The 25,929-nt window shown below is 65.1% G+C and carries 23 protein-coding genes; 12 read left to right on the top strand and 11 right to left on the bottom strand.

Annotation, left to right across the window (positions count from 1 at the left end; translation table 11 throughout):
• Window positions 1-165: 165 nt before the first annotated feature.
• Window positions 166-1,959 carry a D-alanyl-D-alanine carboxypeptidase gene (locus HAP47_RS24200; RefSeq protein ID WP_173642458.1) on the bottom strand — a complete coding sequence of 598 codons (1,794 nt, stop codon included), beginning with the start codon at window positions 1,957-1,959 and terminating at the stop codon, window positions 166-168.
• 425 nt (window positions 1,960-2,384) lie between these two features.
• Between HAP47_RS24200 and HAP47_RS24195 the strand changes: the two genes are divergently transcribed.
• Window positions 2,385-2,720: a phasin family protein gene (locus tag HAP47_RS24195; RefSeq protein ID WP_021078275.1), complete on the top strand. Its 336-nt coding sequence runs from the start codon at window positions 2,385-2,387 to the stop codon at window positions 2,718-2,720.
• 72 nt (window positions 2,721-2,792) lie between these two features.
• On the opposite strand, the gene HAP47_RS24190 is transcribed toward HAP47_RS24195, so the two are convergent.
• A complete protein-coding gene (locus tag HAP47_RS24190) occupies window positions 2,793-4,688 on the bottom strand; it encodes a TadE/TadG family type IV pilus assembly protein (RefSeq protein ID WP_173642459.1) in 1,896 nt (631 codons plus the stop codon).
• Window positions 4,689-5,188: 500 nt separating this feature from the next.
• Here HAP47_RS24190 and clpS point away from each other — a divergent pair, with 500 nt between their 5' ends.
• A complete protein-coding gene (clpS, locus tag HAP47_RS24185; protein WP_106318898.1) occupies window positions 5,189-5,521 on the top strand; it encodes an ATP-dependent Clp protease adapter ClpS in 333 nt (110 codons plus the stop codon).
• 259 nt (window positions 5,522-5,780) lie between these two features.
• Window positions 5,781-8,180: an ATP-dependent Clp protease ATP-binding subunit ClpA gene (clpA, locus tag HAP47_RS24180; protein ID WP_173642460.1), complete on the top strand. Its 2,400-nt coding sequence runs from the start codon at window positions 5,781-5,783 to the stop codon at window positions 8,178-8,180.
• An 85-nt stretch (window positions 8,181-8,265) separates the two neighbouring features.
• Here clpA and HAP47_RS24175 read toward each other — a convergent pair whose 3' ends face one another.
• The 3 genes from HAP47_RS24175 to HAP47_RS24165 all read right to left on the bottom strand — a co-directional run bounded on the left by HAP47_RS24175 (window position 8,266) and on the right by HAP47_RS24165 (window position 11,279).
• Window positions 8,266-9,687 carry an MFS transporter gene (locus HAP47_RS24175; protein ID WP_173642461.1) on the bottom strand — a complete coding sequence of 474 codons (1,422 nt, stop codon included), beginning with the start codon at window positions 9,685-9,687 and terminating at the stop codon, window positions 8,266-8,268.
• 130 nt (window positions 9,688-9,817) lie between these two features.
• The gene (locus HAP47_RS24170) at window positions 9,818-10,171 is read right to left on the bottom strand and encodes a PilZ domain-containing protein (RefSeq protein WP_173642462.1); all 354 of its coding nucleotides are present in this window, start codon (window positions 10,169-10,171) and stop codon (window positions 9,818-9,820) included.
• A 151-nt stretch (window positions 10,172-10,322) separates the two neighbouring features.
• Complete coding sequence (locus tag HAP47_RS24165; RefSeq protein WP_173642463.1) at window positions 10,323-11,279, bottom strand: helix-turn-helix domain-containing protein; 957 nt, start codon at window positions 11,277-11,279, stop codon at window positions 10,323-10,325.
• A gap of 208 nt (window positions 11,280-11,487) precedes the next feature.
• On the opposite strand from HAP47_RS24165, the gene HAP47_RS24160 reads away from it, so the two are divergent.
• On the top strand, window positions 11,488-12,498 hold the full coding sequence (locus HAP47_RS24160; RefSeq protein ID WP_173642464.1) for a carbon-nitrogen hydrolase family protein: 1,011 nt from the start codon (window positions 11,488-11,490) through the stop codon (window positions 12,496-12,498).
• A 35-nt stretch (window positions 12,499-12,533) separates the two neighbouring features.
• On the top strand, window positions 12,534-13,586 hold the full coding sequence (locus HAP47_RS24155; protein ID WP_173642465.1) for a phenylacetaldoxime dehydratase family protein: 1,053 nt from the start codon (window positions 12,534-12,536) through the stop codon (window positions 13,584-13,586).
• Window positions 13,587-14,257: 671 nt separating this feature from the next.
• Here HAP47_RS24155 and HAP47_RS24150 read toward each other — a convergent pair.
• On the bottom strand, window positions 14,258-15,109 hold the full coding sequence (locus tag HAP47_RS24150; RefSeq protein WP_173642466.1) for a LysR family transcriptional regulator: 852 nt from the start codon (window positions 15,107-15,109) through the stop codon (window positions 14,258-14,260).
• A 103-nt stretch (window positions 15,110-15,212) separates the two neighbouring features.
• Here HAP47_RS24150 and HAP47_RS24145 point away from each other — a divergent pair, with 103 nt between their 5' ends.
• Complete coding sequence (locus tag HAP47_RS24145) at window positions 15,213-16,226, top strand: bile acid:sodium symporter family protein (protein WP_173642467.1); 1,014 nt, start codon at window positions 15,213-15,215, stop codon at window positions 16,224-16,226.
• A 156-nt stretch (window positions 16,227-16,382) separates the two neighbouring features.
• Here HAP47_RS24145 and HAP47_RS24140 read toward each other — a convergent pair whose 3' ends face one another.
• A complete protein-coding gene (locus tag HAP47_RS24140) occupies window positions 16,383-17,312 on the bottom strand; it encodes a glycine/sarcosine/betaine reductase selenoprotein B family protein (RefSeq protein WP_173642468.1) in 930 nt (309 codons plus the stop codon).
• 121 nt (window positions 17,313-17,433) lie between these two features.
• On the opposite strand from HAP47_RS24140, the gene HAP47_RS24135 reads away from it, so the two are divergent.
• The 5 genes from HAP47_RS24135 (at window position 17,434) to tsaA (ending at window position 21,383) form a co-directional block, all read left to right on the top strand.
• Window positions 17,434-18,513, top strand: coding sequence for a lytic transglycosylase domain-containing protein (locus HAP47_RS24135; protein WP_173642469.1), 1,080 nt, complete (start codon window positions 17,434-17,436; stop codon window positions 18,511-18,513).
• Between the two features lie 239 nt (window positions 18,514-18,752).
• Window positions 18,753-19,505 (top strand): AzlC family ABC transporter permease, encoded by a 753-nt coding sequence (locus tag HAP47_RS24130; RefSeq protein ID WP_173642470.1) that lies wholly within the window; start codon window positions 18,753-18,755, stop codon window positions 19,503-19,505.
• Window positions 19,502-19,846, top strand: a complete 345-nt coding sequence (locus HAP47_RS24125; RefSeq protein ID WP_173642471.1) for an AzlD domain-containing protein — start codon at window positions 19,502-19,504, stop codon at window positions 19,844-19,846. The genes HAP47_RS24130 and HAP47_RS24125 overlap by 4 nt, the downstream gene beginning before the upstream one ends.
• Before the next feature lie 61 nt (window positions 19,847-19,907).
• Window positions 19,908-20,888: a Bug family tripartite tricarboxylate transporter substrate binding protein gene (locus tag HAP47_RS24120; RefSeq protein WP_231168355.1), complete on the top strand. Its 981-nt coding sequence runs from the start codon at window positions 19,908-19,910 to the stop codon at window positions 20,886-20,888.
• 3 nt (window positions 20,889-20,891) lie between these two features.
• The gene (tsaA, locus tag HAP47_RS24115) at window positions 20,892-21,383 is read left to right on the top strand and encodes a tRNA (N6-threonylcarbamoyladenosine(37)-N6)-methyltransferase TrmO (RefSeq protein ID WP_173642472.1); all 492 of its coding nucleotides are present in this window, start codon (window positions 20,892-20,894) and stop codon (window positions 21,381-21,383) included.
• A gap of 105 nt (window positions 21,384-21,488) precedes the next feature.
• On the opposite strand, the gene HAP47_RS24110 is transcribed toward tsaA, so the two are convergent.
• The 4 genes from HAP47_RS24110 to HAP47_RS24095 form a co-directional block, all read right to left on the bottom strand.
• Complete coding sequence (locus HAP47_RS24110; RefSeq protein WP_173642473.1) at window positions 21,489-21,914, bottom strand: HIT domain-containing protein; 426 nt, start codon at window positions 21,912-21,914, stop codon at window positions 21,489-21,491.
• Window positions 21,915-21,967: 53 nt separating this feature from the next.
• Window positions 21,968-23,218: a GNAT family N-acetyltransferase gene (locus tag HAP47_RS24105; protein WP_173642474.1), complete on the bottom strand. Its 1,251-nt coding sequence runs from the start codon at window positions 23,216-23,218 to the stop codon at window positions 21,968-21,970.
• 178 nt (window positions 23,219-23,396) lie between these two features.
• Window positions 23,397-24,149 carry a glycerophosphodiester phosphodiesterase gene (locus tag HAP47_RS24100; protein WP_173642475.1) on the bottom strand — a complete coding sequence of 251 codons (753 nt, stop codon included), beginning with the start codon at window positions 24,147-24,149 and terminating at the stop codon, window positions 23,397-23,399.
• Between the two features lie 3 nt (window positions 24,150-24,152).
• Window positions 24,153-24,620, bottom strand: coding sequence for a RidA family protein (locus HAP47_RS24095; protein WP_173642476.1), 468 nt, complete (start codon window positions 24,618-24,620; stop codon window positions 24,153-24,155).
• Window positions 24,621-24,880: 260 nt separating this feature from the next.
• On the opposite strand from HAP47_RS24095, the gene HAP47_RS24090 reads away from it, so the two are divergent.
• Window positions 24,881-25,744, top strand: a complete 864-nt coding sequence (locus HAP47_RS24090; protein WP_173642477.1) for a cell envelope integrity EipB family protein — start codon at window positions 24,881-24,883, stop codon at window positions 25,742-25,744.
• Window positions 25,745-25,929 lie beyond the last annotated feature (185 nt).

Genomic DNA, 25,929 nt, shown 5'->3' with positions numbered 1-25,929 from the left:
CGGCGTGGCCGATCGTTCTTTCGGGAAAACTTAACCGTAAAAGCTTGACGAGAAGTTTCATGGTTGCGCCGCGCGCGGAAAGGCCGGTCGTTCGCGCGGCGGCCTGCAAAGCAAAAGGGCCGGCGCTTGCGGCGCCGGCCCTTTGAAATCAGACGATCGCGTCGATCAGTTGCGAACGGTGATGCAGGAGATCTCGGCGCGCTTCAGCGTCTTGCACGCCGCTTCGGCCTGATCGCGCTCGAGGCCGGCAAAGCGGGCGCGGTAGAGCTTGCGATTGTCCTTGGCCACGACCTCGGTGAATGGGTCCGCCTTGCTGAGGAGGCCGCGGGCCGAACTGCGCGCGAGGTCGATGCGCTTGTTGGCCTCGCCTTCGGACTCGAGCGCGCCAACCTGGATGATCCAGCCGGAATGCGCGGCGCCTGGCTTGACGACGCTGGTCTGCGGCGCGGCCTGCAGGCTGCGGGTCGGTTCGATCGAGGCCACGGCCTGCGGTGCCGGGGCGGCGGCCGGTGCATGGACGGAGGAGGCCGGCAGCACGCCGAGGATGCCGTTGCCGGTGCCGAAATTGGCCGGCTGCGGCGGCATCTCGGGCCTTGAGGTCTCGGCGGCCCGCGCCATCATCGCATTGGAGGTTTCGGGAACTTCGCCGCGCGACGGGATGGTGCTGGTGATCGGGGGCGCGGACTGTGCCGGGCCGGCGGCGGCAAGCTTGATCGGGCCGGCCTTGACCTGCACGGTCTTCACCTTGACCGGCTTCATCGGTTCGGCCGAGCCGGGGATCGCGGCGATCGGCTGGGTCTGGATCACGCCTGAGGTCAGCGGGGCCGGCTCGGGCTTGGCCTGCGGCTCAGGCTTCGCTGGCGGCGGCGGCAGCGCGGCGGCGACGGCCGCCATCAGCGAGGGCTTGCTGGCCGGGCGCGGCGCCTGCACCGCGACGGCTGCCGCGGAGGGCTCCGACGCCGCGACCGGCGCGGTGTCCGCGTTGCGGGCGTTGTCGGCATCGGCAACCTCGACATTGGCGTCGGCCGGGTTGCGTTCGGTGATCGCGGCGGCAGTGCGGGTGGTCGCGCCCTTGCCGATATTCTCGGCCAGGAGGTTGCGCATGATGGCGTCGCGGGAGCCGCCGCTGCGGCCGCCGAGCACCACGCCGACCAGGAAGCGATTGCCGCGGTGGATCGAGGTCACGAGGTTGAAGCCGGAGGCGCGGGTGTAACCGGTCTTGATGCCGTCGACGCCCTCAACGCTGCCGAGCAGGCGATTGTGACCGGTGATCGTGTGGCCGCGGAAATTGAACGCCGTCGTCGAGAAGTAGCGATAGTAGCGCGGGAAACGATCCTGGATGGCGCGGCCGAGTGTCGACTGATCCCGCGCGGTGGTGATCTGCTCGTCGTTGGGCAGGCCCGAGGCGTTGCGATAGGTGGTCCGGCTCATGCCGAGCGCGCGGGCCTTGCGGGTCATCATCCGGGCGAAGTCGTCTTCGCTGCCGCCGATCGCCTCGGCGATCACGACCGCAGCGTCATTGGCGGAGCGGGTGACGAGACCCTTGATGGCGTCTTCGACCTTGATGGTCTGGCCGGGCCGCAGGCCGAGCTTGGTCGGGTCCTGCTCGGAGGCATGCTCGGAAACCGGCATCTCGGTGTCGAGTTTCATCTTTCCGGAATCGAGGCGCTCAAACAGCAGATAGAGCGTCATGATCTTGGTGAGCGAGGCGGGGTGCCGCAGGCCGTCGGGACTGTTTGATGTCAGCACCGAGCCGGTGTTGCCGTCGACGATGATCGACGCGAATTGCGGGCTGTAGCTTTCGCGCGCGGCCTCGCTGTGGTGGTGACGGGCGGTGTGGCGCCGGTGACGGCGCGCCTCCGCGCTATCACTGGTGATCAGGATCGCCGTCGCGACGGTAACGAGCCCAAGAACGCCAACTCGCAGCGCCCGCGAGGAGGCCAAGGTTGTTCGAAACATCTACTTCCCCGTCCCAATTTCTATCTAGATCACTGGCTCGTGAGGCGAAATTGTGCCCGGCGGCCGTCGATCCTTGCCTGCGCAACAGACCACTTCGGGCAGAACCATCGGCCCTGGTGGCGGCTCAGGTCGCTCTTCTAGCTAAGGTGTTGTTCACAAACAGCTTTCAAGGGCTGCCCGTCGGAAGGCGAACAAAGTCCGGGAATCAGGTTAGGCGGACCGAGTTTCCAAAAGATTAAGCAACCGTTGCGCAGTCCCCCGGCGTTTATCGCAAATGCTTAGGATTCGGGTAAATATCATTGTGCGTCGCACAATATTTATTGACTTTATTGTGCAATGCGATATTCTAATCATTGTCAGGGGGCCGGGAGCTTCCCGGCAATGGGAATTTGCGCCTTCAAGTCTGGGAAAAGGAATTCCAATCCATGGTCAAGATCGAAGACATTCAGAACTACGGCAAAGAGCATTTCGAGTCCGTCACTGCGTCTGCGAACAACCTGCAGAGCGGCGTCCAGGCGATCGCCACCGCCTATGGCGACTACGCCAAGAAGTCGTTTGAAGACACCAAGTCGTTCGTCGAGAAGCTGTCGGGCGTGAAGTCGCTGGACAAGGCGCTCGAGGCGCAGACCGAGTACCTGCGCTCCTCCTACGAGACCTTCGTCGCGGAATCGCAGAAGATCGCTGGCCTGTACAGCGACTGCGCCAAGCAGACCTTCAAGCCCTACGAGGGCCTGGTCTCCAAGTTCGCGCCCGCTCAGTAAGCGCTACTGACCAAGACAAACGAAAGCCCGGCCGTTTCGGCCGGGCTTTTTTGTTGCGCCTGAAGCGGGCGGTTATTTCGCCAGCCGCAGCTTGCTGAGAGCAGTTCCGATCGTGTTGAACGTCGTCAGGATCTGGGTCGAGCTGGTCAGCATGTAGAACTTGTCGGGGCTGCTGGCGCAGTTCTTCAGGACGGTCGAGGTCGGATCGGCGGGCGTGCTGGTGTTCACCTGGATCGCGTAGATCGTGTACATCGGCGCACCGTTGGCATCCTTCGCGTTCTGCAGATTCTGGCACTGCAGGGCCTGCCGTGCATCGATCGGATTGCCGGACGCCTGGCTGCTGCCGTCGCCGTAGTCCGGCCAGCGGTCCTCGGTGTTCAGGCCGTCGGAAAGAATGATGATGACCCGGTTGTAGGTGGTGTTGGAGTCCTCTGCCGGCGCGTTCAGCGGACCGCCCACCAGAAGGGACTGCCACGCCCAGGCCAATCCGACCGACTGGTCGGTACCGCCGGTCGGCTGCATGGCGTTGACCGCCGTCTTGAGCGCGCTCCAGTTGTAGCTCAGCGGAATGATCGGCCCGAGCTGCGGCGAAGCGCTGTTGCTGCAATAGTACGAGCTGTTCTCATAGTACTCGTTGGCGGGGAACAGCGTGGTCACGTCGGATGTGTTCGGCAGCACACCGGTCGCATCGTTCGGCTGGGTGCGATCGGTGATACAGCCCGTCCAGTTGCTGATCGGATTGGTGGAAGCTTGCAACCAGTTGTTCTTGACCGTCGGGAGCTGATTGGTCGAGGTCCACTTGTTGTTGGTCCAGCCCACCACGGCGCTCACGCGCGGCTGCCCCAAATTGTGAACAACGTCCAAGGGGCCCGGCTGGGTCCAATCGTGGGTGTACAGATTGCCGGAGCAGGATGTGACGCCGCCGGTCGTGGTGCAACTGCAGCCGGAGACGTTGCTGCCGGACGAATTCTTCGGGCAGCTGCAGGACGACGAACCCGTGCAGAATACGCCGGTGCCTGCCGGCGTGCTTACCCAGCAGCCGTTGTAACGCGTGTGGGAGTTATAATCGACGCTCGGGCAGATGTAGCCAGAATAGGTCCCGCTCGATGGGATGTAGTTCGCGTTGGACGTGCTGGTCGGGCTTGTGTTGCAGGTGAAACCGCCGCTGCTGTTGGTCCAGGGGCATCGCGCAGTTGGTCCCACCGCGTGCCAGTTCATCGGCAGGCTGGCCTGCGTGCTGCCGTTGTTGGGCTGCGCAGTCGGCGGATTGAGCCAGTCGGTCCAGTCGATCCAGTTCTGGCTATAATTGCTCGAGCCGACGTTGACGACCTTGGCGAACGGGATGACCGAGATATAGACGTCGCCGTTGTTCTTGCTGAGCGCGCTGAGCTGGTCGATCAGGCCGCCGGTTCCGGCCACCGCGTTTCGCAGCGCGGTAATCTTGCCATCCTGAGCCATCGATCCCGTGTTGTCGAGGGCCAGCGCGACGCGCATCTTGACGTTGCCCCAGGTGGTGGTGGTCGAGGTACCGAAATTCATTTTCTGGAAATTGCCGCCGGACAGATCGGCAAACTTCATGAAATAGGTGTTGATGTAGCCGGACCCGCTCAGGAGAATGGTCGCGGCCGCGCTCGAGGTCGGGGTCGTATAGGTGGCCGAGATGGCAATGCCCTGGCCGTCCTTGTTGGTGAAGAGGCTGTTGAAATAGGTCTGGGCCTTGCTCGGGATCTGCGCGGCCGTGATGGTGCCCATGGTCAGATCCTTGGACAGCATCAGCGCGGTGGAATCGAGGGCCGACTGCATCGCAGTGCGAGCATTGTTGGCGCGGGTATAGTCGACCGCCGCTCCCACGAAGGCGAGGATCGGCAGCATCGCGAAGGTGAAGATCACTGCGACATTGCCGTCCGTTGCCCTGGAAAACCGGCGGACGGCCGCGCGGACGCGATTGGAAATGTCTGAACCAAGCATGGCGCTCTCGTCAAAAATGGATTGCGCAGCCATCTCGACGTGCGCGGCTAAACAGATGGTGAATCGGACAAGGGAAACCCGGCGGGCGGCCCTGCGGACAGTCAAAAGCAGGGTAAAAGCACGCGCTATCCTCAATGCGGGCTAAATTGGATGCCCTAGTCCTTTGTCAAATCATGCAGAAATGATTAACCTTCCGAGGGTTGCCGCGCCGGGGATCGGACCGGTGGGCTGCGGCGGGTCTGCGCTTGCGGCAGGGCGTCGTGAGGCCCATATTTGGAAGGTCGATCCGGCCCCGCCGGATCGGACCGGGAGCGGCAATCTGGAAAGCATTGCTGGGGGTTCAGCGATCAGTCTTGCGGCAATCGCGACCACCGTCCAATCGCCAACCGGTTCCCCTGGGGAATTCGAACGCCTGAGCCATGCTGCAATACACGTTGACAGTCCCGATCTCCGAGCCGGTTTCGGCCATGCCCGCGGTGTCCGCCGCGCCGGAGCCGAAAATGAGCAATGACGACAACCGCAATGGAGCGGGCAGCGGCCCGTCGACCTCGGTCATCACCAAGGTCAAGCCGAAGACCAAGCGCCCGAACCTGTATCGCGTCCTGATCCTGAACGACGACTACACGCCAATGGAGTTCGTGGTTCACGTGCTGGAACGATTTTTCAACAAGGACGCCGAGGCGGCGACCAAGATCATGCTGCACGTTCACCATCACGGGATCGGTGAGTGCGGCGTGTTCACTTATGAGATCGCCGAGACCAAGGTGACGCAAGTCATGGACTTCGCGCGCAAGCATCAGCATCCGCTGCAATGTGTGATGGAAAAGAAGTAGTTCGCGGGAACGATTGACCTGCCGCGGGAAGCGGAACGGGTCTTGCATCGCGTTTTTGAAGGCAGCGAACGGCGTTCCCGTATGATCACGGGGCGCCGCCGGACAACGTTCCGGTGCCCCGAATTTAGAAGAAAACCATCATCGCGGGACCGGTCTTTTGCCACGATCCGTCGTAACTATATCAATGGCGATCACGAAGGTTGTTATTGCCTGACCCGGTAATGGCGATCATGATGGGCGGGGGCCATAGAGGACGCGAATGCCTACTTTTTCCCAAAGCCTAGAACAATCCTTGCATCGTGCATTGGCGATCGCGAACGAGCGTCACCATCAATACGCGACGCTCGAACACCTTCTGCTGTCGCTGATCGATGACTCGGATGCGGCGGCGGTGATGCGGGCCTGCAGCGTCGATCTCGACAAGCTGAGGACAAGCCTCGTCAATTATCTCGAGACCGAATTCGAAAACCTGGTGACTGACGGCGCCGACGACGCGAAGCCGACCGCCGGGTTCCAGCGCGTGATCCAGCGCGCGGTGATTCACGTTCAGTCGTCCGGTCGCGAGGAAGTGACCGGCGCCAACGTCCTGATCGCGATCTTCGCGGAGCGCGAGAGCCATGCCGCGTATTTCCTGCAGGAGCAGGACATGACGCGCTACGACGCCGTCAACTACATCAGTCACGGTATCGCCAAGCGGCCCGGCGTGTCCGAGGCGCGGCCGGTGCGCGGCGTCGACGAGGAAACCGAGACCAAGGGCAACGAGGACGCCAAGAAGAAGGGCGAGGCGCTCGACACCTATTGCGTCAACCTCAACAAGAAGGCGCGCGACGGCAAGATTGATCCGGTGATCGGCCGCAATGCCGAGATCAACCGTGCGATCCAGGTGCTGTGCCGCCGCCAGAAGAACAACCCGCTGTTCGTCGGCGAAGCCGGCGTCGGCAAGACCGCGATCGCCGAAGGCCTCGCCAAGCGCATCGTCGACAGCGATGTGCCTGAGGTGCTGGCGGCCGCGACCGTGTTCTCGCTCGACATGGGCACGCTGCTCGCGGGCACCCGCTACCGCGGCGATTTCGAGGAGCGGCTCAAGCAGGTCCTGAAGGAGCTGGAGGCGCATCCGAACGCCATCCTGTTCATCGACGAGATCCACACCGTGATCGGTGCGGGTGCGACGTCGGGCGGCGCGATGGATGCGTCCAATCTGCTGAAGCCTGCGCTCGCGTCCGGCACGATCCGCTGCATGGGCTCGACCACCTACAAGGAATATCGTCAGCACTTCGAGAAGGACCGCGCGCTGGTGCGGCGCTTCCAGAAGATCGACGTCAACGAGCCGACGGTGGAAGACGCGATCGCGATCCTCAAGGGCCTCAAGCCCTATTTCGAGGATTACCATCGGTTGAAATACACCAATGAGGCGATCGAGGCGGCGGTGCAGCTGTCGTCGCGCTACATCCACGACCGCAAGCTGCCCGACAAGGCGATCGACGTGATCGACGAGTCCGGCGCGGCGCAGATGCTGGTCGCCGAGAGCAAGCGCAAGAAGACGATCGGCATCAAGGAGATCGAGACCACGATCGCGACCATGGCGCGGATTCCGCCCAAGAGCGTGTCGAAGGACGATGCCGAGGTGCTGAAGCATCTCGAGCAGACCCTGAAGCGCACGGTGTTCGGCCAGGACAAAGCGATCGAGGCGCTGGCTGCGTCGATCAAGCTGTCGCGGGCCGGCTTGCGCGAGCCGGAAAAGCCGATCGGCTCGTATCTGTTCTCGGGACCGACCGGCGTCGGCAAGACCGAGGTCGCAAAGCAGCTGGCGGCCTCGCTCGGCGTCGAGCTGATCCGCTTTGACATGTCCGAATACATGGAGCGGCACACCGTGTCGCGCCTGATCGGCGCGCCTCCCGGCTATGTCGGCTTCGACCAGGGTGGCCTGCTCACCGATGGCGTGGACCAGCATCCGCATTGCGTGGTGCTGCTCGACGAAATCGAGAAGGCGCATCCGGATCTGTACAATGTACTGCTGCAGATCATGGATCATGGCCGGCTCACCGACCACAACGGCAAGCAGGTCAACTTCCGCAACGTGATCCTGATCATGACCACGAACGCGGGCGCGGCCGACCTCGCGCGGCAGGCCTTCGGCTTCACCCGCTCGAAGCGGGAAGGTGACGACCACGAGGCGATCAACCGCCAGTTCGCGCCCGAGTTCCGCAACCGGCTGGATGCGATCGTCTCCTTCGCGCACCTCAATGCCGACGTCATTGGCATGGTGGTCGAGAAGTTCGTGCTGCAGCTCGAGGCGCAACTCGCCGACCGCGACGTCACGATCGAGTTGTCGGAGCCTGCCAAGGCCTGGCTGATCGAGCACGGCTATGACGAGCAGATGGGCGCGCGTCCGATGGCGCGGATCATCCAGGAACACATCAAGAAGCCGCTCGCGGATGAGGTGCTGTTCGGCCAGCTCAAGGGCGGCGGACACGTCCGCGTCGTCCTGGTCAAGGACGAGGCGACCGCCAAGGACAAGATCGGGTTCGAATATGTCGAGGGCCCGGTCACTCCGAAGCCCGAGAACCTGCCGCCGCGCAAGCGCAAGCCGCCGAAGGGCGGGGGCGGCGGAGGCGGCACCAAGGGGCCGGCCTCAAAGGGGCCGATGGTCAAGGCCTGAGGCGCGAGCGAATAACCAAATGAAAGGGCCGGCTGAAAACAGCCGGCCTTTTTGTTGGACGACTGAGGGGCGCTGCCGCGCAGCGTCACTCGCCCTTCAAGCGCTGGCCCTCGTGAACCCGTACCTGCTCTGCGCCGCGGCTGCCCGCCGAGGACAGCCGCAGCGTGCTGAGCACGGCGCCGACCACGGCAAAGCCCACGCCGACCATCAGCGAGATCCTGGTGCCATCGGCTGGATAGCGCGCCAGCAGCATCGCCACCAAGGCGGCACCGATGGTTTGTCCGAGCAGGCGCGCGGTGCCGAGCATGCCGCTGGCGCCGCCCGAGCGTTCGCGCGGCGCGGCGGCGATCATGGTGCGGTTGTTCGGGGTCTGGAACAGGCCGAAGCCTGCACCGGCGAGCGCCATCCGCCAGATCACGTCGATCGGCGTCGCATGAGCCGGCATGAACGCCAGCGTGCCCAGACCCAATGCGAACAGCAGCAGGCCAATGCCGCCGAGCAGGCCGGCCGGGTAGCGCTCGACCAGCCAGCCCGCGATCGGCGCGGCGAACGCGACGGCGATCGGCCACGGCGTGATCAGCAGGCCGATCTGCACCGCCGAATATCCGAAGTGGTTCTCGAGATAGAACGGCATCGCGACGAAGGCCAGCATCTGGCCGCAGAACGAGGCGATCGACGTGCCGATCGACAGCGCGAAGATCGGAATCCGCAAGAGGTCGACCGGCAGCAGCGGCGAGGGCAAGTTCTGTTGCCGCCGGTACAGCAGATGGGAAGCGACCGCGGCAATCGCGAACTCCAACGCGCAGAGATACAGCGCCTCGCCATGGCCGGCGCTGTCGATCGCGCTGATGCCGAACCCGAATGCGATGGCGCTCATCGCGGCGCTCTGCCAGTCGAAGGCGTGGACCGCGGGCCTGGTATGCGGCAGGAAGCGCCAGCCCAGCGCCAGCGTGACGATGCCGAGCGGGACGTTGATGGCGAACAGATACGGCCAGGTCCCGACCGCCAGGATGAACGAGGCGATGGTCGGGCCGACCGCGGCCGAGATCGCGACGACCAGCGCGTTGACGCCGATGCCGCGGCCGAGTTGCGAATGCGGATAGATGAAGCGGACCAGCGCCGTATTGACGCTGAGGATTCCGGCGGCGCCGAACCCCTGCAAAATGCGGGCGATGGTCAGCAGCGGCAGCGTATGCGCCAGCGCGCAGAACAGCGACGCGAGCGTGAACAGCAACAGGCCTGCCAGATAGACGCGGCGATAGCCGATGATCTCGCCGAGCGAGGCCAGCGGCAAGAGCGAGATCGTGATCGCCAGCTGATAGCCGTTGACGATCCAGATCGAGAAAGCGGGGCTGGCGTTAAGATCCCGCGCGATGGTCGGCAGCGCAACATTGGCGATCGAGCCGTCGACGACCGCCATCACGAGGCCGAGTGCGATCGTGAGAATGGCCCAATTGCGCTGCGGCTGCGGCAGCCCGTCGGGATGCTCGATGATCGCGGACGACATGTCGTGAAATGGCCCTTGGTTCCAGCGTTGGCGTGCCTACCGGATGCTGGATTAACCTGGCCTTTGCAACCCCCGAAATGACACATATCGGCGGCGATCCAAACGCGGCCGGGGAGCTGCGGGAGGACGCTCAACCCTCGCCGAGCAGTTCCTTGATCCGCCGCTGAAGCTGCCGCTTCTTGATCTCGCTGCGGCGGACCCGCTCGTCGAGATCGCTGACCGGGGTGTCCGAGGTCATGATCCGGAACGCAAGGCCGACCTTGTTGGCCTGGCGCCAGATCATGCGCGCGAGGAACGAACGGCCCTTGCGCGCGACGCTGAGATTCATCTTTTCGGGCAGTCGCGTGGCATCACCAAATTCAACAGAGGCGCCGCCTTCGCTGATGTTGCGGACGACGCAATCCATCGTCGAGCCACGCTCATTGATCTCCGCAACCGCACCGTAAAACACCTTTTCACGTGGGCTCTGGCGCCGGTCCTGCATGGGAAATCCTCCTAAATGAACGGCAGGACTGTACCGGTCCGGACCTGCGAAAAGAAGGGTACGAACGGAACCCGTTGGAGTTAGTGTAAATTGTTTGCATCTGTGAAGGTCCGGATTCCCGGCTATTTTGCGCCGCAAACGGCCCGAGAAGCTAGTTCGGCACCCGACTTTGCCGCCAATCGCGCGGCGACAGGCCGTAATGGTCACGGAACACGCGGCCGAAATGCGAGAGATCGTTAAAGCCCCAGGCGAACGCGATTTCGCCGATATGGCGATGCGCATGCGCCGGCGAGGCGAGGTCGCGCTTGCAGCGCTCCAGCCGCTGCGCCAGCACGAAGCGTTGGAACGAGGTGTCCTCGTCGGCCAGCAGGCTGTTGACGTAACGCGGCGAGATGCCGAGCGCGGCGGCGGTTTCGCTGAGGCTGAGCTCGGGGTTCGGCAGATGCGCGAGCACATGCGCCTTCAGCCGGTAGAGCAGGGCGGAGCGGTGCGTCGAGGCCGGTAGCGGCGCGCCGCCGAGCCGCTCGCTGATCGCCATCGCGAGCAGGTCGGCGGCTTGATCGGCGAGCCGGATCGCATTGTCACGATCGAGCTTGTCGGCGATCTCGGAGAGCCCGCTGATGAACTGCCAGGCGAGCCGCTGGACCGGGCGATCCGATGTGAACGTGGTCGCCGTCAGGCCCTGGGTGCCCGCAAAGCGTCGGTGCAGCATCGCGCGCGGCACCTGGAAGATGGTCTGCGTGAAGTCGTCGTTGAAGCGCAGCTCATACGGGCGCGTGGTGTCGTAGAACGCAAACTCGCCCGGCCGGATCACGGTCTCGCGGCCGTCCTGCAGCACGGCGCCACAGCCGAGCTGGCCGAGCGCGATCAGGACGAAGTCCTCGCTGGTGCGCGCGATCCGCGATGGCGTGCGCATCACGCGCTGCCGGCCCGACGAGACGACGGAGCATTTCACCGCGCCGAGTTGCGCGCTGGTGATGGCGCCGTGGAAGGCGGTGCCGAGATCGGACTTGCAGTCGAGCTGCACGAACACGTCGCAGACGATGTCGCGCCAGAGTGCCAGGCGCCGATGCGTGGGCGCGGCTTCCGTGGTGAACAGGGCTGGCATGATTTCCTCCCTTCACGAGTGCAAACGCTGGCCACGCAAACAAAGCAAGCTTCGTACCGGGGACGGCGGGGGAAATCTCCTCCGCAGTCGAATTTTCCTTCCGTCCTGGTCGAACGGCGCTGGCAGTCCCGGGGCAGCATGATGTCAGAGGCCGCTGGGCCCGATCAAGTACGAACCGGCCAGAGTGGCCGCCTGCGAGGAGGACATCATGGGCATCGAACATCCGAAATATCGCGTTGCGGTGGTGCAGGCCGCGCCTGCCTGGCTCGACCTCGACGCCTCCGTGGCCAAGAGCATTGCCTTGATCGAGGAGGCTGCCGCCAAGGGAGCAAAACTGATCGCATTCCCCGAGGCCTTCATCCCCGGCTATCCCTGGTACATCTGGCTGGACTCGCCGGCCTGGGCGATCGGGCGCGGCTTCGTGCAGCGCTATTTCGATAACTCGCTGAGCTATGATAGTCCGCAGGCCGAGAAGCTGCGGATAGCGGTGAAGAAGGCCGGCATGACCGCGGTGCTCGGCCTGTCCGAGCGCGACGGCGGCAGCCTCTATCTGGCGCAATGGCTGATCGGGCCCGACGGCGAGACCATCGCCAAGCGGCGCAAGCTGCGGCCGACCCATGCCGAGCGCACCGTCTATGGCGAGGGCGACGGCAGCGACCTTGCGGTGCATGACCGCCCCGGCATCGGCCGCCTCGGCGCGCTGTGCTGCTGGGAGCATCTGCAGCCGCTGTCGAAATACGCCATGTACGCCCAGAACGAGCAGGTGCATGTCGCGGCCTGGCCGAGCTTCTCGCTGTACGATCCGTTCGCGCCGGCACTCGGCTGGGAGGTCAACAACGCGGCCTCGCGGGTCTATGCGGTCGAGGGCTCGTGCTTCGTGCTGGCGCCGTGCGCCACGGTCTCGCAGGCGATGATCGATGAGATGTGCGACCGCGACGACAAGCACGCGCTGTTGCATGTCGGCGGCGGACACGCCGCGATCTACGGGCCGGACGGCAGCTCGATCGCCGAGAAGCTGCCGCCCGACCAGGAGGGCCTGCTACTCGCCGATATCGATCTCGGCGCGATCGGGATCGCCAAGAACGCCGCCGACCCGGCCGGGCATTATTCGCGGCCCGACGTCACGCGCCTGCTGCTGAACAGGAAGCCGTCGAAGCGCGTCGAGCATTTCGCGCTGCCGCTCGACAGTCTTGAGGAGGTCGACGCGGCCGCGAGCTAACGCATCAGAGCAACATCCAACCGGAGGCGACTGCCATGGAATCCGCGATTCCCTCTCATCTGCAAACGGCGCGCTCCCGTCATCGTCGCGTGCCCGACGATTACGCGCCGCCTTATCCCTCGTTCGTCGCGCGGCACAAACCCGCGGTCGCAAGCGTCATCATGGCCTATTTCGGCGTACAGGTTCGCGGCGAGCCGACCGCAGCATTGGCCGAGGCGCTGGCATCGATCGCAACGCGCTTTGCCGGTGAGAACGGCCCGACGCATTGGGATCGCGCGCAATATGTCGACCGGGCCGGCTACACCAACGTCGTCTCGGTGGCCTATTGGGACGATGCCGGCCGTTTCGATGCCTGGTTCGAGGGCGCGCGCGAGGCCTGGACCGGCAATGGCGCCACCGATGGTATTGGCCGCTTCATCGAAGTGCTGCGGCCGCATGTTGCGCGCTACGAGACGCTGTTCTCGTCGCTCGGCCGTCCGGAGGGCGTCGCGGTGCTTGCCGACGGCATGAGCGGGGAAGTGCAGGAGCACGCCTATTGGGGCGGCATGCGCGACCGCATTCCGCTGTCGCAGACCGACGCGATGACGCCGGGCGGCGAGCCCCGCGTGATCCGCGACGGGGCGCGCATTCGCGTGGTTGCCCATGACAATCTCTGCCTGATCCGCTCCGGTCAGGACTGGAGCGACACCGAGGCGTCGGAGCGCAAGATGTATCTCGACGATGTCGAGCCGGTGCTGCGCGAGGGCATGGACTTTCTGCGCGACGATGGCGTGCCGATCGGCTGCTACGCCAACCGCTACATGCGCGTCGTCGACGCGGATGGACGGCTGACCGAAAAGTCGTACGGCCAGAGCTGGTGGAAGAGCCTCGCGGCGCTGGAGCGCTGGGCGGAATCGCATCCGACCCATGTCAGGATCTTCGGCGCGGCGATGAAGTATCTGTCGACCTTGGGACCCGCTGCAAAACTCAGGCTGTATCACGAGGTCACGGTCGCCGCGGCCGACGAGCAGTTCTTCGAATATCTCGGCTGCCACGAACGGACCGGCATGCTCAACGCGGTGCAGGTCGCGGCGGCGCCGTCCGCCTGACGCGGGGCGCCGGGTCCGAGCAGGGGCCGCATCGAAGCTGCATTCCTTCTCCCGCTTGCGGGCAGGGCTATCGCATGGCGCTGACGTGTCGACGTCGTCATAGCCGGATGCGATAGCCCGCCGTCGCAGGGGCGCACTGCCAAAATATCGAAAACAACCCCATGCAAAGTAGCCGGATCGACACGGCAACTTGACTCGTCGGGCAACTCAGCGGTATTGTTCTATTATTCAGAAATCGTACAGGGGCCCTCTCGCTCGGTGTCATCACCGCGCATGCGGGTGATCCAGTATTCCAGAGACCGCAGTGCTTGAGCCGAGAGGCTGCGGCGTACTGGATGCGTGTGCGGGGCGTGGCACCGGAGAGAGATGTAAGTCCGCGGCTCCTCCAACACGTCGTCCCTGCCTAGTGCGCAATTGCGCGCGGGAGCAGGGACTCATACGCCGCGGCGGACCTTGTTGAAGGGGCTCGTCGTTCCAGCATCGCGCAACAATTGGCATTTGTGGTTATGGGTCCCTGCTTTCGCAGGGACGACGATGAGGCTGGCTCGCGATTCAAGGCGTCACACCCCGCGGTGTCATCACCCGCACATGCGTATGCGGATGATTAGTATTCCAGCGACCGCAGCGCTTGAGCCGAAGGGCCGCGGCGTCAGACCGTTCTAGCCGAACCTCTACGGCCGGAGCCGGCCGCCGCGTTCCGTGATCGCCTGCGCCAGTTCGACCGCCGGGCCGCGCCTGGTCCGGCGGGCGGTGCGGACCACGAACTCGACGCTGCCGAGCGGCGGCAGGCCCGACGCCGGCATCGCTTCGAGTCCATCCGGGATCAGGCCCTGCGCCTGCGGAGTGATGCCGAGACCGGCGAGCGCCGCGGCGTGCAGGCCGCTGAGGCTGCCGCTGGAGCAGACGATGCGCCAGGGCCGTCCGAACCGCTCCATCGCCTCCAGCACGACGCTGCGGCTGACGCTCGGCGGCGCGTAGAGGATCAGGGGCAGCGGCTGTTCGGGATCGAGCCGCATGCCCGGCGCGGCGGTCCACACCAGGCGGTCCTGCCACACCAGCTGTCCCAGCGCGTCGCCGGGCCGCCGCTTGCCCAGCACGAGGTCGAGCTCGCCGGCGTCGAGCTGCTGGTACAGCACGGCGCTGAGGCCGATCGTCAGCTCGAGATCGACCTGCGGGTGGCGGCGGACGAAGTCGCGCAGCAGATCGGGCAGGCGCGAACTCGCAAAATCCTCCGCGGCGCCGAACCGGACTTTGCCGCGCACCTGCGACCCCGCGAAGTAGTCGCGGGCGCGGGCATTGGCCTCCAGGATCGGGCGCGCAAAGCCCGTCATCGCCTCGCCGTCGGCGGTGAGCACGACCGAATGGGTGTCGCGCACGAACAGGCGACGCCCGGCGGCGGCCTCGAGCTTGCGGATGTGCTGGCTGACCGTCGACTGCTTCAGGCCAAGGCGGCGGCCGGCCTCGGTGAAGTTCTGGGTCTGCACCACCGTGAGGAAGGTTTCGAGCTGGGCCGGGTCGAGCATGGCCGGATCCGTCATTACGTAACGTTATGACAATAACATCGGTAAGCGCGGTTCACAATCGACATGGGGAGAGCCATTTTCCGGTTAGGGAAAGGAAGCCACCATGACCATCAGCCGCCTGCGATCATTTGTGCCCGTCGACCCCTACATCGCCGCCATCGTCGGCATGGTCGGCCTCGCCACGCTGCTGCCGCTGCAAGGGCAGGGCTCCGTGATCGGCGGCTATGCCACCGATGCTGCGATCGCGCTGCTATTCTTTCTGCACGGCGCCCGGCTGTCGACCACGGAGGCGCTGGTCGGCGCCCGGCACTGGCGGCTGCACCTCGTGATCTTCCTGTCGACGTTCGCGCTGTTCCCGCTGCTCGGGCTCGCAGCGCATGCGCTGGCGCCCCATCTGCTGACGCCGGCGTTATGGGCGGGCGTGATCCTGATCTGCATCCTGCCGTCGACCGTGCAGTCGTCGGTCGCCTTCACCTCGATCGCGCACGGCAATGTGTCGGCGGCGCTGTGCTCGGCGACGGCCTCCAACCTGCTCGGCATCGTCGCGACGCCGCTCTTGGCGGGCGTGCTGCTCTCCAGCCATGGCGGGTTCTCCGGCAACGCCGCGCTCGACATCATCGTGCAGCTGCTGCTGCCGTTCGTGGCGGGGCAATTGTCGCGGCCGCTGATCGGCCGCTGGGTCGAGCGGCACCATGCGATGCTCGGCCTGGTCGACCGCGGCTCGATCCTCCTGATCGTCTACACCGCGTTCAGCGACGGCGTCAGCCATGGCATCTGGCACCAGGTGAATGCGAGCCAGATGGCCATCGTGCTCGGCCTCGATGCGCTGCTGCTTGTGGTCGTGCTGTTGGTCACCAATTTCGGCAGCAAGCTGCTCGGCTTCTCGCGCGCCGACCGCATCGCCATCATGTTCTGCGGCTCGAAGAAGAGTCTGGCGAGTGGGCTGCCGATGGCGAGCGTGCTGCTCGCCGGGCAATCGGTCGGCCTGATCGTGCTGCCGCTGATGCTGTTTCACCAGATCCAGCTGATGACCTGCGCCGCGCTGGCGCGCCGCTATGCGGGGGTGGAGGAAGGGGCATCACGTGACGCGGTTCCTGCGCTTGTCGAAGCGCACTGAGTGGAGGCATTTGCCTCCGCTGTCGTCCCCCGGCTCGCCGCCTTCGCCGAGGCTTCGACGCGGCTCAGCTATCAGGCGCGCCGTAGCATTTGCGGAGGCGGCAAGCCGGGCGATGACACCGCGAGTTGGGTGAGTGATCGTGTCTAACGCAAAGCCTCACGCCACGCGCAGGCCCTTCGCGATTTCCTTCTGCGCGTCGAACTCGCGGCGCAGGCGGGCGAGCTCCTCGGCGCTCAGAGCATCGGCATTGCTGTAATCGCGCTTCCAGGACGCGTCCTCGCTCCAGCGCAGCGGCGATTGCACGGTGGTCTGCGGACCGGGAGCTTGCTCAAGCACACGCAGCGCCAGTTCCAGCGTAAACGCCTGCGAGGCCTCGTCATGCGGCTTGCCGGCGGAATTGCCGAGCGGGAAATCCGAGAACAGGAAGCGCGGCACCGCGGCGTGCTCGACGATGTCCTTGGCGCAACCCATCACGACGGTCGGGATGCCATTGGCTTCGAGATGCCGTGCGACCAGGCTGACGGTCTGATGGCAGACCGGGCAGTTCGGCACCAGCACCGCGGCGTCGACCTTGTCGTCACGGCACCGCTTGAGGATTTCGGGCGCATCGGTCTCGATGGTGACGCGGTGGCTGCGGTTGGTTGGGGCGCCGAAGAAGCGCGGCGCGACCTCGCCGATCTTGCCGGCCGCGGCGAGGCGCTTGAGCTGCGCCAGCGGGAACCAGGTGCCGCTGTCGGTCGCCGTGGTGTGGGCGCGGTCATAGGCGATGTGCGAAATCCTTAAGTCGTGCGGCTGCGACGTGTCGCCGTCATAGACCGCATAGAATTTTGCCCCGCCATTGTATTTTGCGCCGGGGCCCTGGTCGCCTCTGGCGGGATCGAACGGTGCCGCCGTCGTGATGATGGCGACGCGGGACCGGCTCAGCGGCTTCTTCAACGGCTGGAACGGGGCGGACGTGTAGTGCGCCCAGCGGTAGGGGGTGGTGTAGCCAATCGCCGCGTAATAATCGCGGGTCCGCTTCATGTAGCCGATCGGGGCGTCGTCATCGGGGGCAAAGCCTGTTTGATCGTCTGAGGCTGCGGCCATTTTGCGCTCCCTTTTGCGCGCCATCATTTCAGTCCATAGCTAGACCACGAGCCTGCGGTGTCAAGCCGCGCCGCGCGGGAACAGATTTGCGATGCGACCAGGTCTTTGCGCCGCATGGGTCATGCTTGTGTTGCTGGGGTCGCCGGCCGGCGCCGGCGCGGAGGACGCGCCTGCCGCGGTACCGGCGACGCCGCCAAGCCCTGAGCAGCCCGCAACGCCGCCCGGCGACAAGCCCGCCGAGAAACCCGCGGCCGCGCCGGCGGAGCAGTCTGCGCCGCCGCCGGGAGAGCAGGCCGCTCCAACCGCCGGGAAACCTGCGACACCTTCGGCGGACACGCCCGCAGCACCTGCCGAGAAGCCCGCGGCAGCAACCGACAAGCCCGCGGACGACGCGCGCGCGAGCGATACCCGCGAGGCGATGTGCCTGATGATCGAGTCGGCGGCGCGGGCGAACGATTTGCCGCTCGAATTCTTCGCCCGCGTGATCTGGCAGGAGAGCCGTTTCCAGGCCGATGCGGTTGGGCCCGTGACCCGGAGCGGCGAACGCGCGCAGGGCATCGCGCAGTTCATGCCGGGCACCGCCAGCGAGCGCGGGCTGCTCGATCCGCTCGATCCGGTGCAGGCGCTGCCGAAGTCGGCCGAATTCCTGAGCGAGCTGCGCAACCAGTTCGGCAATCTCGGCCTCGCGGCCGCCGCCTACAATGCCGGCCCGCGCCGGATCCAGGACTGGCTCGCCGGCTCCGGCTACGTGCCGCAGGAGACACGCAACTACGTCTCCGCGATCACCGGCTCCAGCGTCGACGACTGGGCTGCCGCCGGCCGCAACGGCAAGATGCCACAGCGTGCGCCGACTTCGAGCTGCCGTGAGTTGATGGCATTGTTGAAGCGCGCGCCCAATCCGTTCGTGGCCGGGCTCGAGCAGCACATCACGCTGTCGGCCGCCAAGGTCTGGGGCGTGCAGCTCGCTGCCGGCTTCAGCCGCGACAAGGCGCTCGCGATGTATGCCCGTGCCATCAAGCGGCTGTCGAACGTGATCGGCGATCAGGATCCGAGCCTGCTCGGCTCGCGGCTGCGCAGCCGCGGCAGCGCGATGTTCTACCAGGTGCGTATCGGCGCCGACACGCGCCCCGAGGCCGACGGCCTGTGCAACCGCATCCGCAAGGCGGGCGGCGCGTGCTTCGTGCTGAAGAACAGGGCGTGAGGGAAGGGTTGAACTCTCCACGTCATTGCGAGGAGCTCGCGACAAAATTGCAAGGCAATTTTGCGCTGAAGCGACGAGGCAATCCACCTGTCCGCTTATGTGGAGGAATGGATTGCTTCGCTTCGCTCGCAATGAAGGCTGGGGCTATAATCGTCGCATAGCAGCGCTGTGCCGTCCATTGCTTGACCCTGCGCTGTCAGCGCCCTAAGCCGCCGCCATTGCAAACCATCCGGCTTCCCGTGGCGCTTCCTCCACTCGATTCTCCGCAATGGCAGACCTCGTTCCGCGCCTTCCTGTGGGGCGCGCGGTCGATCGCCGCCACCGTGCTGACGCTGGTGCTTTTTGCGACCTATCTCGGCATCGGCGCGCTGGCGCATGATTCCGGCTTCTCGCTGGGCTGGACCCTGGCGAGCACGGCATTCGTCTGGGCGGGCCCCGCGCAGATCATCGTGATCACGACGCTCGGCTCCGGCGCCACCGTGCTGCAATCGGCGATCGCCGTCACCGTCAGCGCGATCAGGCTGTTTCCGATGGTGGTGTCGGTGTTGCCGATGATGCGCACCGAGGACACCAAGCGCCGGCATCTGATCCTGGTGGCGCATCTCACAGCCGTAACGCTGTGGGTCGAGTGCTTCCGCTTCCTGCCGCAGGTGCCGCGCAACCGGCGGATCGCCTTCATCCACGGGCTCGGCTGCGGGCTGGTCTCGGTCTGCCTGATCGCCAACACGATCGGCTACACACTCGCGGCCAATCTCACGCCGCTGCTGGCCGCCGGCATGCTGATGCTGACGCCGCTCGCCTTCCTGTTCTCCACCGCGCGCAACTGCCGCGAGCTCGCCGACGTCATTGCGCTGGCGCTTGGGCTATTGCTGTTCCCGCTGGCGGCGATGCTGAACAGCGGCGTCGACATCCTGGTCAGCGGCGTCGTTGCGGGAGCCATCGCCTATGGCGTGCACCGCGCGAGGGCTGGCATCGTGAGGGCGGGCGCATGAGCAGCTTCATCGGCGACTGGCACGCGCTCGCGATCCTGTTCGTGGCAGGCGTCATCCCCAACCAGATCTGGCGCATGCTCGGCCTTTGGTTCGGCGGCGGCATCGACGAGAACTCGGAGCTTTTGGTCTGGGTGAGGGCGGTCGCCACCGCGATCCTCGCCGGTATCATCGCGCAGATCGTCGTGCAGCCGCCGGGCGCGCTCGCCAGCGTGCCGGACTGGCTGCGTTACGGCGCCGTTGCCGCAGGCTTCGTGGCGTTCATGCTGGCGAGGAAATCGATCTTCGCCGGCGTGATCGTGGGTGAAATGGTCATGCTGTCAGGCAAATACTGGCTCGGCTGATTGCGGCAACCGCATTATCCGTTACTCTCGCTCTCCAAGAAAATAATAACGGGGGAACGTCATGCCGTGGCGCGCATCATCGGCCTTCATCGTGGCCCTGACGGCCTTGCTGGTGGCAGCGCTGCCCGCGCGTGCCGCGGACTATCCGACGCGCCCGATCAAGCTCGTGGTGCCCTATGCCGCCGGCGGCCCGACCGACGTGCTCGGCCGCATCGTCGGCGAATATCTCGGGCGCGATCTCAAGCAGGTGGTCGTGGTCGAGAACAAGGCGGGCGCGCAGGGCGCGATCGGTGCCGAGGCGGTGGCGCGCTCCGATCCCGACGGCTACACGCTGTTCGTGACAGCCGCCTCGATCTTTGTGCTCAACCCACTGCTCTACAAGAAGCTGCCCTACGATCCCGCCAGGGATTTCCGCCTGCTGTCGGTGATCACGGACGCGCCGATGATCATGGAGGTGCATCCCTCCGTCCCGGCAAACACGATCGCGGAGTTCGTCGCCTACGCCAAGAAGAATCCCGGCAAACTCAATTTCGGATCGGCGGGCACCGGAGGCACCGTTCACCTCGCCGGCGAGATGTTCAAGCAGATGGCCGGCGTCGAGATGACCCACGTGCCCTATAAGGGCGCCGGACCCGCGCTGACCGACCTCTTGTCAGGCAACATCCAGCTGATGTTCGACACGCTCGGCACCGCGCTGCCGCCGGTCAAGTCAGGCATGCTGCGCGCGCTCGCCGTCACCTCGACCGAGCGCATCCCCGACTTGCCCGATCTGCCGACGATTGCCGAGAGCGGCTATCCCGATTATGCGGTCAGCGTCTGGTATGGTATTGCAGCGCCGTCGAAAGTGCCTGACGAAATCGCCAACAAGATCAAGGCGAGCCTCGACCGGGCCTTGAACGACGAGGCGTTTCGCGCTTCGCTGGTCAGGATCGGCTTTCCGCCGCTGCGCGCGAAGAGCCAGGCCGAGATCGACAGATTCGTGGACACCGATCGCGCGCGGTGGGCGGGCGTGGTCAAGGCGCTGAACATATCGTTGGACTGACACATGGTACGTGAAATGGAATTGCGCCAGGGCGAGGTCGCCGTCGACATGCCGACGGCGCGCGACGCCGGGCTCGTCTTCATCGGCCGCATCCGCACGCCCTGGACCTCGCGGCTGGCGACGCCGCGGCAGGGGCGGCATGACGGTCCGGTGTGCCGGCTCGAGATCTTCGAGCCCTGGGTCGCCGCGATCAAGGGCGTCGATTTCTATTCGAACCTCGAAGTGCTGTACTGGCTGCACCAGTCGCGCCGCGACATCGTGCTGCAAAGCCCGAAGAACAACGGCAACACCCGTGGCACCTTCTCGCTGCGCTCGCCGGTGCGCCCGAACCCGATCGGGACCTCGATCGTCAAGCTGGTCGGCGTCGAGGACAACGTCATCCTGGTGCGCGGCCTCGACTGCCTCGACGAGACGCCGCTGATCGACGTCAAGCCCGACCGTTGCGAGTTTACCCCGCTGGCCCCGCCGCAGGCCGGGGATTTCGAGACGGAGTGAAGTCTCACCGCCGTCCTTGCGAGGAGTGGAGCGACGAAGCAATCCATTGCTCCGCATATGCCGAACGATGGATTGCTTCGCTTCGCTCGCAATGACGACGAGCCGCTACTTCAACGCCGCGATCAGTTTCGCCGCATTCGCCTCCAGCACCTTGCCGTCTTCCTTGTGGCTGGCGGGCGGCAACAGTGCCACGCCGTCCTTGCGCGGCATCACATGCATGTGGAGATGGAACACGACCTGGCCGCCGGCGGGCTCGTTGAATTGCTGCACGGTGATGCCGTCGGCCTCGAACGCCTTCATCGCCGCGGCCGCGATCTTGTGGGCGGCGCGTGCGACATGGGCGTAGTCGTCCGCCTTGATGTCGAGGATGTTGCGGGCAGGGGCCTTCGGAATGACAAGGGTGTGGCCGGGCGAGCGCGGCATGATGTCGAGGAAGGTGAGCACGTGCTCGTTCTCGTAGACCTTGTAGGAGGGAAACTCGCCGCGCAGGATTTTAGCGAAGGGGTTGTTGTTGTCATAGGCGGCGGGCATGGCGGCGGCTCCTCGGATTTTGTGGGTCTAATTTCTCGGTCGCGAGGCAAACGTCAAGCGTCGTCGTCGACGGTCTTGCGGAACGGACCGGCCTCGGTCAGCTCGCGGCCGACCTCGGCGACATAGTCGCGCTCGCGCTTGAGGTAATCGGCGATCGCCCGGCGCAATCCGGGATCGGCGATGAAATGCGCCGAATAGGTGGTCTGCGGCAGGTAACCGCGCGCCAGCTTGTGCTCGCCCTGCGCGCCGGCCTCGACCACCTTGAGCCCGCGCTGAACCGCGAAATCGATCGCCTGATAATAGCAGACCTCGAAATGCAGGAACGGGTGGTGCTCGATCGCGCCCCAGTTGCGGCCGAACAGCGTATCCGACCCTATGAAGTTGATCGCGCCGGCGATCCAGCGCCCGTTGCGCTTGGCCATGACCAGCAGCACGTCCCGGCTCATGCTCTCGCCGATCAACGAGAAGAACTCTCGGGTGAGATATGGCCGGCCCCATTTGCGCGAGCCGGTTTCCATGTAGAACTCGAAGAACGCGTCCCAGGCGTCCTCGGTGATATCCGAGCCGGTCAGCCAGTGGATGGTGATCCCGGCCGCAAGCGCCTCACGGCGTTCGCGCTTGATGCCCTTGCGGTGACGGGAGTTCAGCGATCCCAGGAAATCGTCGAAGCTCTTGTAGCCCTCATTGTGCCAGTGGAACTGCTGGTCGGTCCGTTGCAGGAAGCCGTGTGCGCCCAAGAACTTCGCCTCGTCCTCGCGGGCAAAGGTGACGTGAACGGAGGAGGCCTCGGTGGCATTACAAAGTGCCCGCAGGCCGCGCGCCAGCGCGGAGCCGATCGCCTCGCGGTCGACACCGTCGCGGATCAACAGCCGCGGGCCGGTCGCAGGCGTGAAGGGGACGGAGACCTGGAGCTTCGGATAATAGCTGCCGCCGGCGCGGTGATAGGCCTCGGCCCAGCCGCGGTCGAACACGTATTCGCCCTGCGAGTGCGATTTCAGATAGCACGGCACGACGCCGACGATCCGGCCATCAAGTTTCGCGATCAGATGCCGCGGCCCCCAGCCGGTTCGCGGGCAGGCCGAATTGGAGGCCTCGGCTGCGGCGAAAAAGGCATGGGAAACGAACGGGTTATAGCTCGAGCCTGCAGTCGTCTGGCAATCGCTTGCGGAGCCGGGCGAGGCCAGCGTGTCGAGGCTGTGAATGCTGTCCGCGTCGGCCTTCGGATTGGCGCAGGCATCCCATTCCGCGGCCGGAATGCCGCCGATGTCAGCTACAGCCTCTAGGGTGATTTCAGACGACGCCATCGAGAGTGAAGACCGGTGCCTCTTTTGAGCATGATCTTTCCGGAACAGCTGGCTCCACTTCCGGATCATGCTCCGCATTCCGCCATCGCCGATGACGACCAACGCTTTGACCAACCCTTGCCAAGATCGTGCGTCGCAGCGACGAGTTCAAGACTGCAAAGGGCCTGTCCGGGACATCTTAGGTTCCCGGCACAAACCCCTCGAAGATCATCTGGTCGGCGTAGCGGGCCGCGCGCTCGCGCTGTTCCGCCGTCCGCACGGTCCAGGCCAGCAGCGGGCAGCCGAACACATTGCGGGCGATCCAGGGCGCCGGCGCCGGCAGCTGGTTGACCCAAAAGGCAACGAAATGCGGCTCGGTCTTGAAGCCGTGGCGCAGGTACAGCATGCCGTGGCGCTGGGCCGGCGTCAGCTTGGTCCAGGAACTATCGTCATAGGTGCGCTGGGCGGTGATGCCGCGCGGCAGGTTCGGCATGGTCTCGCGCAACGCCAGCACCTGGTCGGGATCGAACGACATGCCGACAACGGGGCCGGAATAGGACGACAGCACCTCGGCCATCCGCCGAACCAGCTTGCGGTCGCCGTCGAAATGGCTCTTCACCTCGACCACCAGCGGGACGCGGCCGGCGACCAGCGCGCAGAGATCGCCGAGCGTCATCATCTGCTCGGAGGTGTTCTTGAATTTCACCGCCTTCAGCTCGGCTGCGGTCCTGGCCGACAGCAGGCCGGAACCCTCGGTGAGGCGGCCGAGCGCATCGTCGTGATGCACCATCGCCTCGCCGTCAGCGGTGAGCTGGATATCGCACTCGATCGCGAAATTGCCGGCGACCGCGGCACTGGCCGCGGCCGGCATGTTCTCGATGACGCCGCGTGCGACATCGTGCAGGCCGCGATGGGCGACCGGCCGTCTGGTCAGCCAATCAGGGGCGCGCATCGATCAGGAGACTTCGAACACGCCTTCGACCTCGACCGCCGCGTCCGCGGGCAGCGAGGCGACGCCGACGGTGGTGCGGGCATGGCGGCCCTTGTCGCCGAACGCTGCGACCATCAGGTCGGAAGCGCCGTTCAGCACCTTCGGTCCATCGAAGAAGTCCGGCGCCGAGTTGATGAAGCCGCCCAATCGCACCACGCGCACGACCTTGTCGAGATCGCCGAGCGCCGCCTTGACCTGGGCCAAGAGGTTGATAGCGCAGCCGCGTGCCGCCTCGGTGCCTTGCTCGATCGTGACGCCGGCGCCGAGCTTGCCCTTGGCGATCAGCTTGCCTTCGGCGTTGAAACAAACCTGGCCCGAGACGAACAACAGGTTTCCGCTGCGGACGAAGGGGACATAGTTTGCGACCGGGGAGGTCGGCTCCGGAAGTGTGATGCCCTGTGACGCCAGTTTCTGTTCGACGGTACCCGCCATTTTTTTCCCCAATTGGATTTGCACGAAGCCTGAAACGCGGTCAGGGCCAAGTTTGTTTCGATTGTTTCGCGCATCGTGCCGCCGGTTGCAAGCGACGGTAAGGTGAGGACGGCGCGGCCGTGACGCGCGGAATCGCACGGAGCTGCCAAAAATGACGGCAAACTCGCGCCTTACATTGCTATTTTGTCAGACTTGCCCCAGTTGCGGCGCAATACCACCGTCACTATTGTGGCGAATCCCTGCCTCATCGAGGAAAAACCATGACCTTGCCGTTTCGGAATCCGTCGCGTGCCCTGGTGCTCACGATCGCCGTCGCCGCAGGAACCGGTCTGGTTCATGGGGCGGCAGCTGCGGCCGGCGGGCCGTTTCTCGCGCATCAGGCGCTCTACGATCTGAGCCTCGTGAAATCGCGCGGCTCCAATTCGGTCAGCGATGCGCGCGGGCGCATCCTGTACAATTTCTCCGGCAATTCCTGCGAAGGCTACACCTCTGAATTCCGCCAGGTGTCCGAACTCGACAGCGGCGAGGGCAAGGTGACGCTGTCAGATCTACGCTCGACCTCCTGGGAGGACGCGTCGGGCAAGAGCTACCGCTTCAAGATCGATACCCGGATGAACGACAGTGAACCGTCGCCGGTCGACGGTATCGCCGAGCGCGTGGGCGATCATATCACCGTGAAGCTGACCCAGCCGGTGAAGAAGACCTTCAATCTCGACGGCAAGATCGTGTTCCCGACCGAGCAGATCCAGCACATCATCGCCGCCGCCCGCGACGGCAAATCGGTGCTCGAACAGACTGTCTACGACGGCTCCGACAATGGCGAGAAGGTCTACAACACGCTGACCGTGATCGGCCGGCCGATCGCAGGCGACCGCGCGCCGTCATCGCCCGATCCGTCGACCGCGAGCGACGCGATGAAGACCATGACGCGCTGGCCGGTGACGGTGAGCTATTACGACAGCGACGCGCGCGCCAAGGACGGCGAGCAGACGCCGGTCTACGCGATGTCGTTCGAGCTCTACGAGAACGGCGTCTCCCGCGCGCTGGTACTCGATTACAACGACTTCGTGATCTCGGGCGCGCTGGACAAGTTCGACGTCAGGGATTCCAAGCCCTGCAAGTGAGGGTTGATCCTCTCAGCATGTACGGCCGTCGTCCCGGGCAAGCGAAGCGCGACCCGGGACCCATAACCACCGTCGTCTATAGTCGGGCCTCCCTGGGCCACAGCGCTGTGTCATAACTCAACCCTGTGGTTATGGGTCCCGGCCTTCGCCGGGACGACAGCGGAGCAAGCGGACGCACCTAGCCA

The sequence above is a fragment of the Bradyrhizobium sp. 41S5 genome, from assembly GCF_011516665.3.
Lineage (GTDB): Bacteria > Pseudomonadota > Alphaproteobacteria > Rhizobiales > Xanthobacteraceae > Bradyrhizobium > Bradyrhizobium quebecense.
The sequence above is the reverse complement of the archived record's forward strand: the minus strand, read 5'-3'. Positions and strand labels throughout refer to the sequence as shown.

Coding starts and splice junctions, on each gene's coding strand:
- HAP47_RS24200 (WP_173642458.1), bottom strand. CDS start 1,959: ATGTTTCGAACAACCTTGGCCTCCTCGCGGGCGCTGCGAGTTGGCGTT.
- HAP47_RS24195 (WP_021078275.1), top strand. CDS start 2,385: ATGGTCAAGATCGAAGACATTCAGAACTACGGCAAAGAGCATTTCGAG.
- HAP47_RS24190 (WP_173642459.1), bottom strand. CDS start 4,688: ATGCTTGGTTCAGACATTTCCAATCGCGTCCGCGCGGCCGTCCGCCGG.
- clpS (WP_106318898.1), top strand. CDS start 5,189: ATGAGCAATGACGACAACCGCAATGGAGCGGGCAGCGGCCCGTCGACC.
- clpA (WP_173642460.1), top strand. CDS start 5,781: ATGCCTACTTTTTCCCAAAGCCTAGAACAATCCTTGCATCGTGCATTG.
- HAP47_RS24175 (WP_173642461.1), bottom strand. CDS start 9,687: ATGTCGTCCGCGATCATCGAGCATCCCGACGGGCTGCCGCAGCCGCAG.
- HAP47_RS24170 (WP_173642462.1), bottom strand. CDS start 10,171: ATGCAGGACCGGCGCCAGAGCCCACGTGAAAAGGTGTTTTACGGTGCG.
- HAP47_RS24165 (WP_173642463.1), bottom strand. CDS start 11,279: ATGCCAGCCCTGTTCACCACGGAAGCCGCGCCCACGCATCGGCGCCTG.
- HAP47_RS24160 (WP_173642464.1), top strand. CDS start 11,488: ATGGGCATCGAACATCCGAAATATCGCGTTGCGGTGGTGCAGGCCGCG.
- HAP47_RS24155 (WP_173642465.1), top strand. CDS start 12,534: ATGGAATCCGCGATTCCCTCTCATCTGCAAACGGCGCGCTCCCGTCAT.
- HAP47_RS24150 (WP_173642466.1), bottom strand. CDS start 15,109: ATGCTCGACCCGGCCCAGCTCGAAACCTTCCTCACGGTGGTGCAGACC.
- HAP47_RS24145 (WP_173642467.1), top strand. CDS start 15,213: ATGACCATCAGCCGCCTGCGATCATTTGTGCCCGTCGACCCCTACATC.
- HAP47_RS24140 (WP_173642468.1), bottom strand. CDS start 17,312: ATGGCCGCAGCCTCAGACGATCAAACAGGCTTTGCCCCCGATGACGAC.
- HAP47_RS24135 (WP_173642469.1), top strand. CDS start 17,434: ATGCTTGTGTTGCTGGGGTCGCCGGCCGGCGCCGGCGCGGAGGACGCG.
- HAP47_RS24125 (WP_173642471.1), top strand. CDS start 19,502: ATGAGCAGCTTCATCGGCGACTGGCACGCGCTCGCGATCCTGTTCGTG.
- HAP47_RS24120 (WP_231168355.1), top strand. CDS start 19,908: ATGCCGTGGCGCGCATCATCGGCCTTCATCGTGGCCCTGACGGCCTTG.
- tsaA (WP_173642472.1), top strand. CDS start 20,892: ATGGTACGTGAAATGGAATTGCGCCAGGGCGAGGTCGCCGTCGACATG.
- HAP47_RS24110 (WP_173642473.1), bottom strand. CDS start 21,914: ATGCCCGCCGCCTATGACAACAACAACCCCTTCGCTAAAATCCTGCGC.
- HAP47_RS24105 (WP_173642474.1), bottom strand. CDS start 23,218: ATGGCGTCGTCTGAAATCACCCTAGAGGCTGTAGCTGACATCGGCGGC.
- HAP47_RS24100 (WP_173642475.1), bottom strand. CDS start 24,149: ATGCGCGCCCCTGATTGGCTGACCAGACGGCCGGTCGCCCATCGCGGC.
- HAP47_RS24095 (WP_173642476.1), bottom strand. CDS start 24,620: ATGGCGGGTACCGTCGAACAGAAACTGGCGTCACAGGGCATCACACTT.
- HAP47_RS24090 (WP_173642477.1), top strand. CDS start 24,881: ATGACCTTGCCGTTTCGGAATCCGTCGCGTGCCCTGGTGCTCACGATC.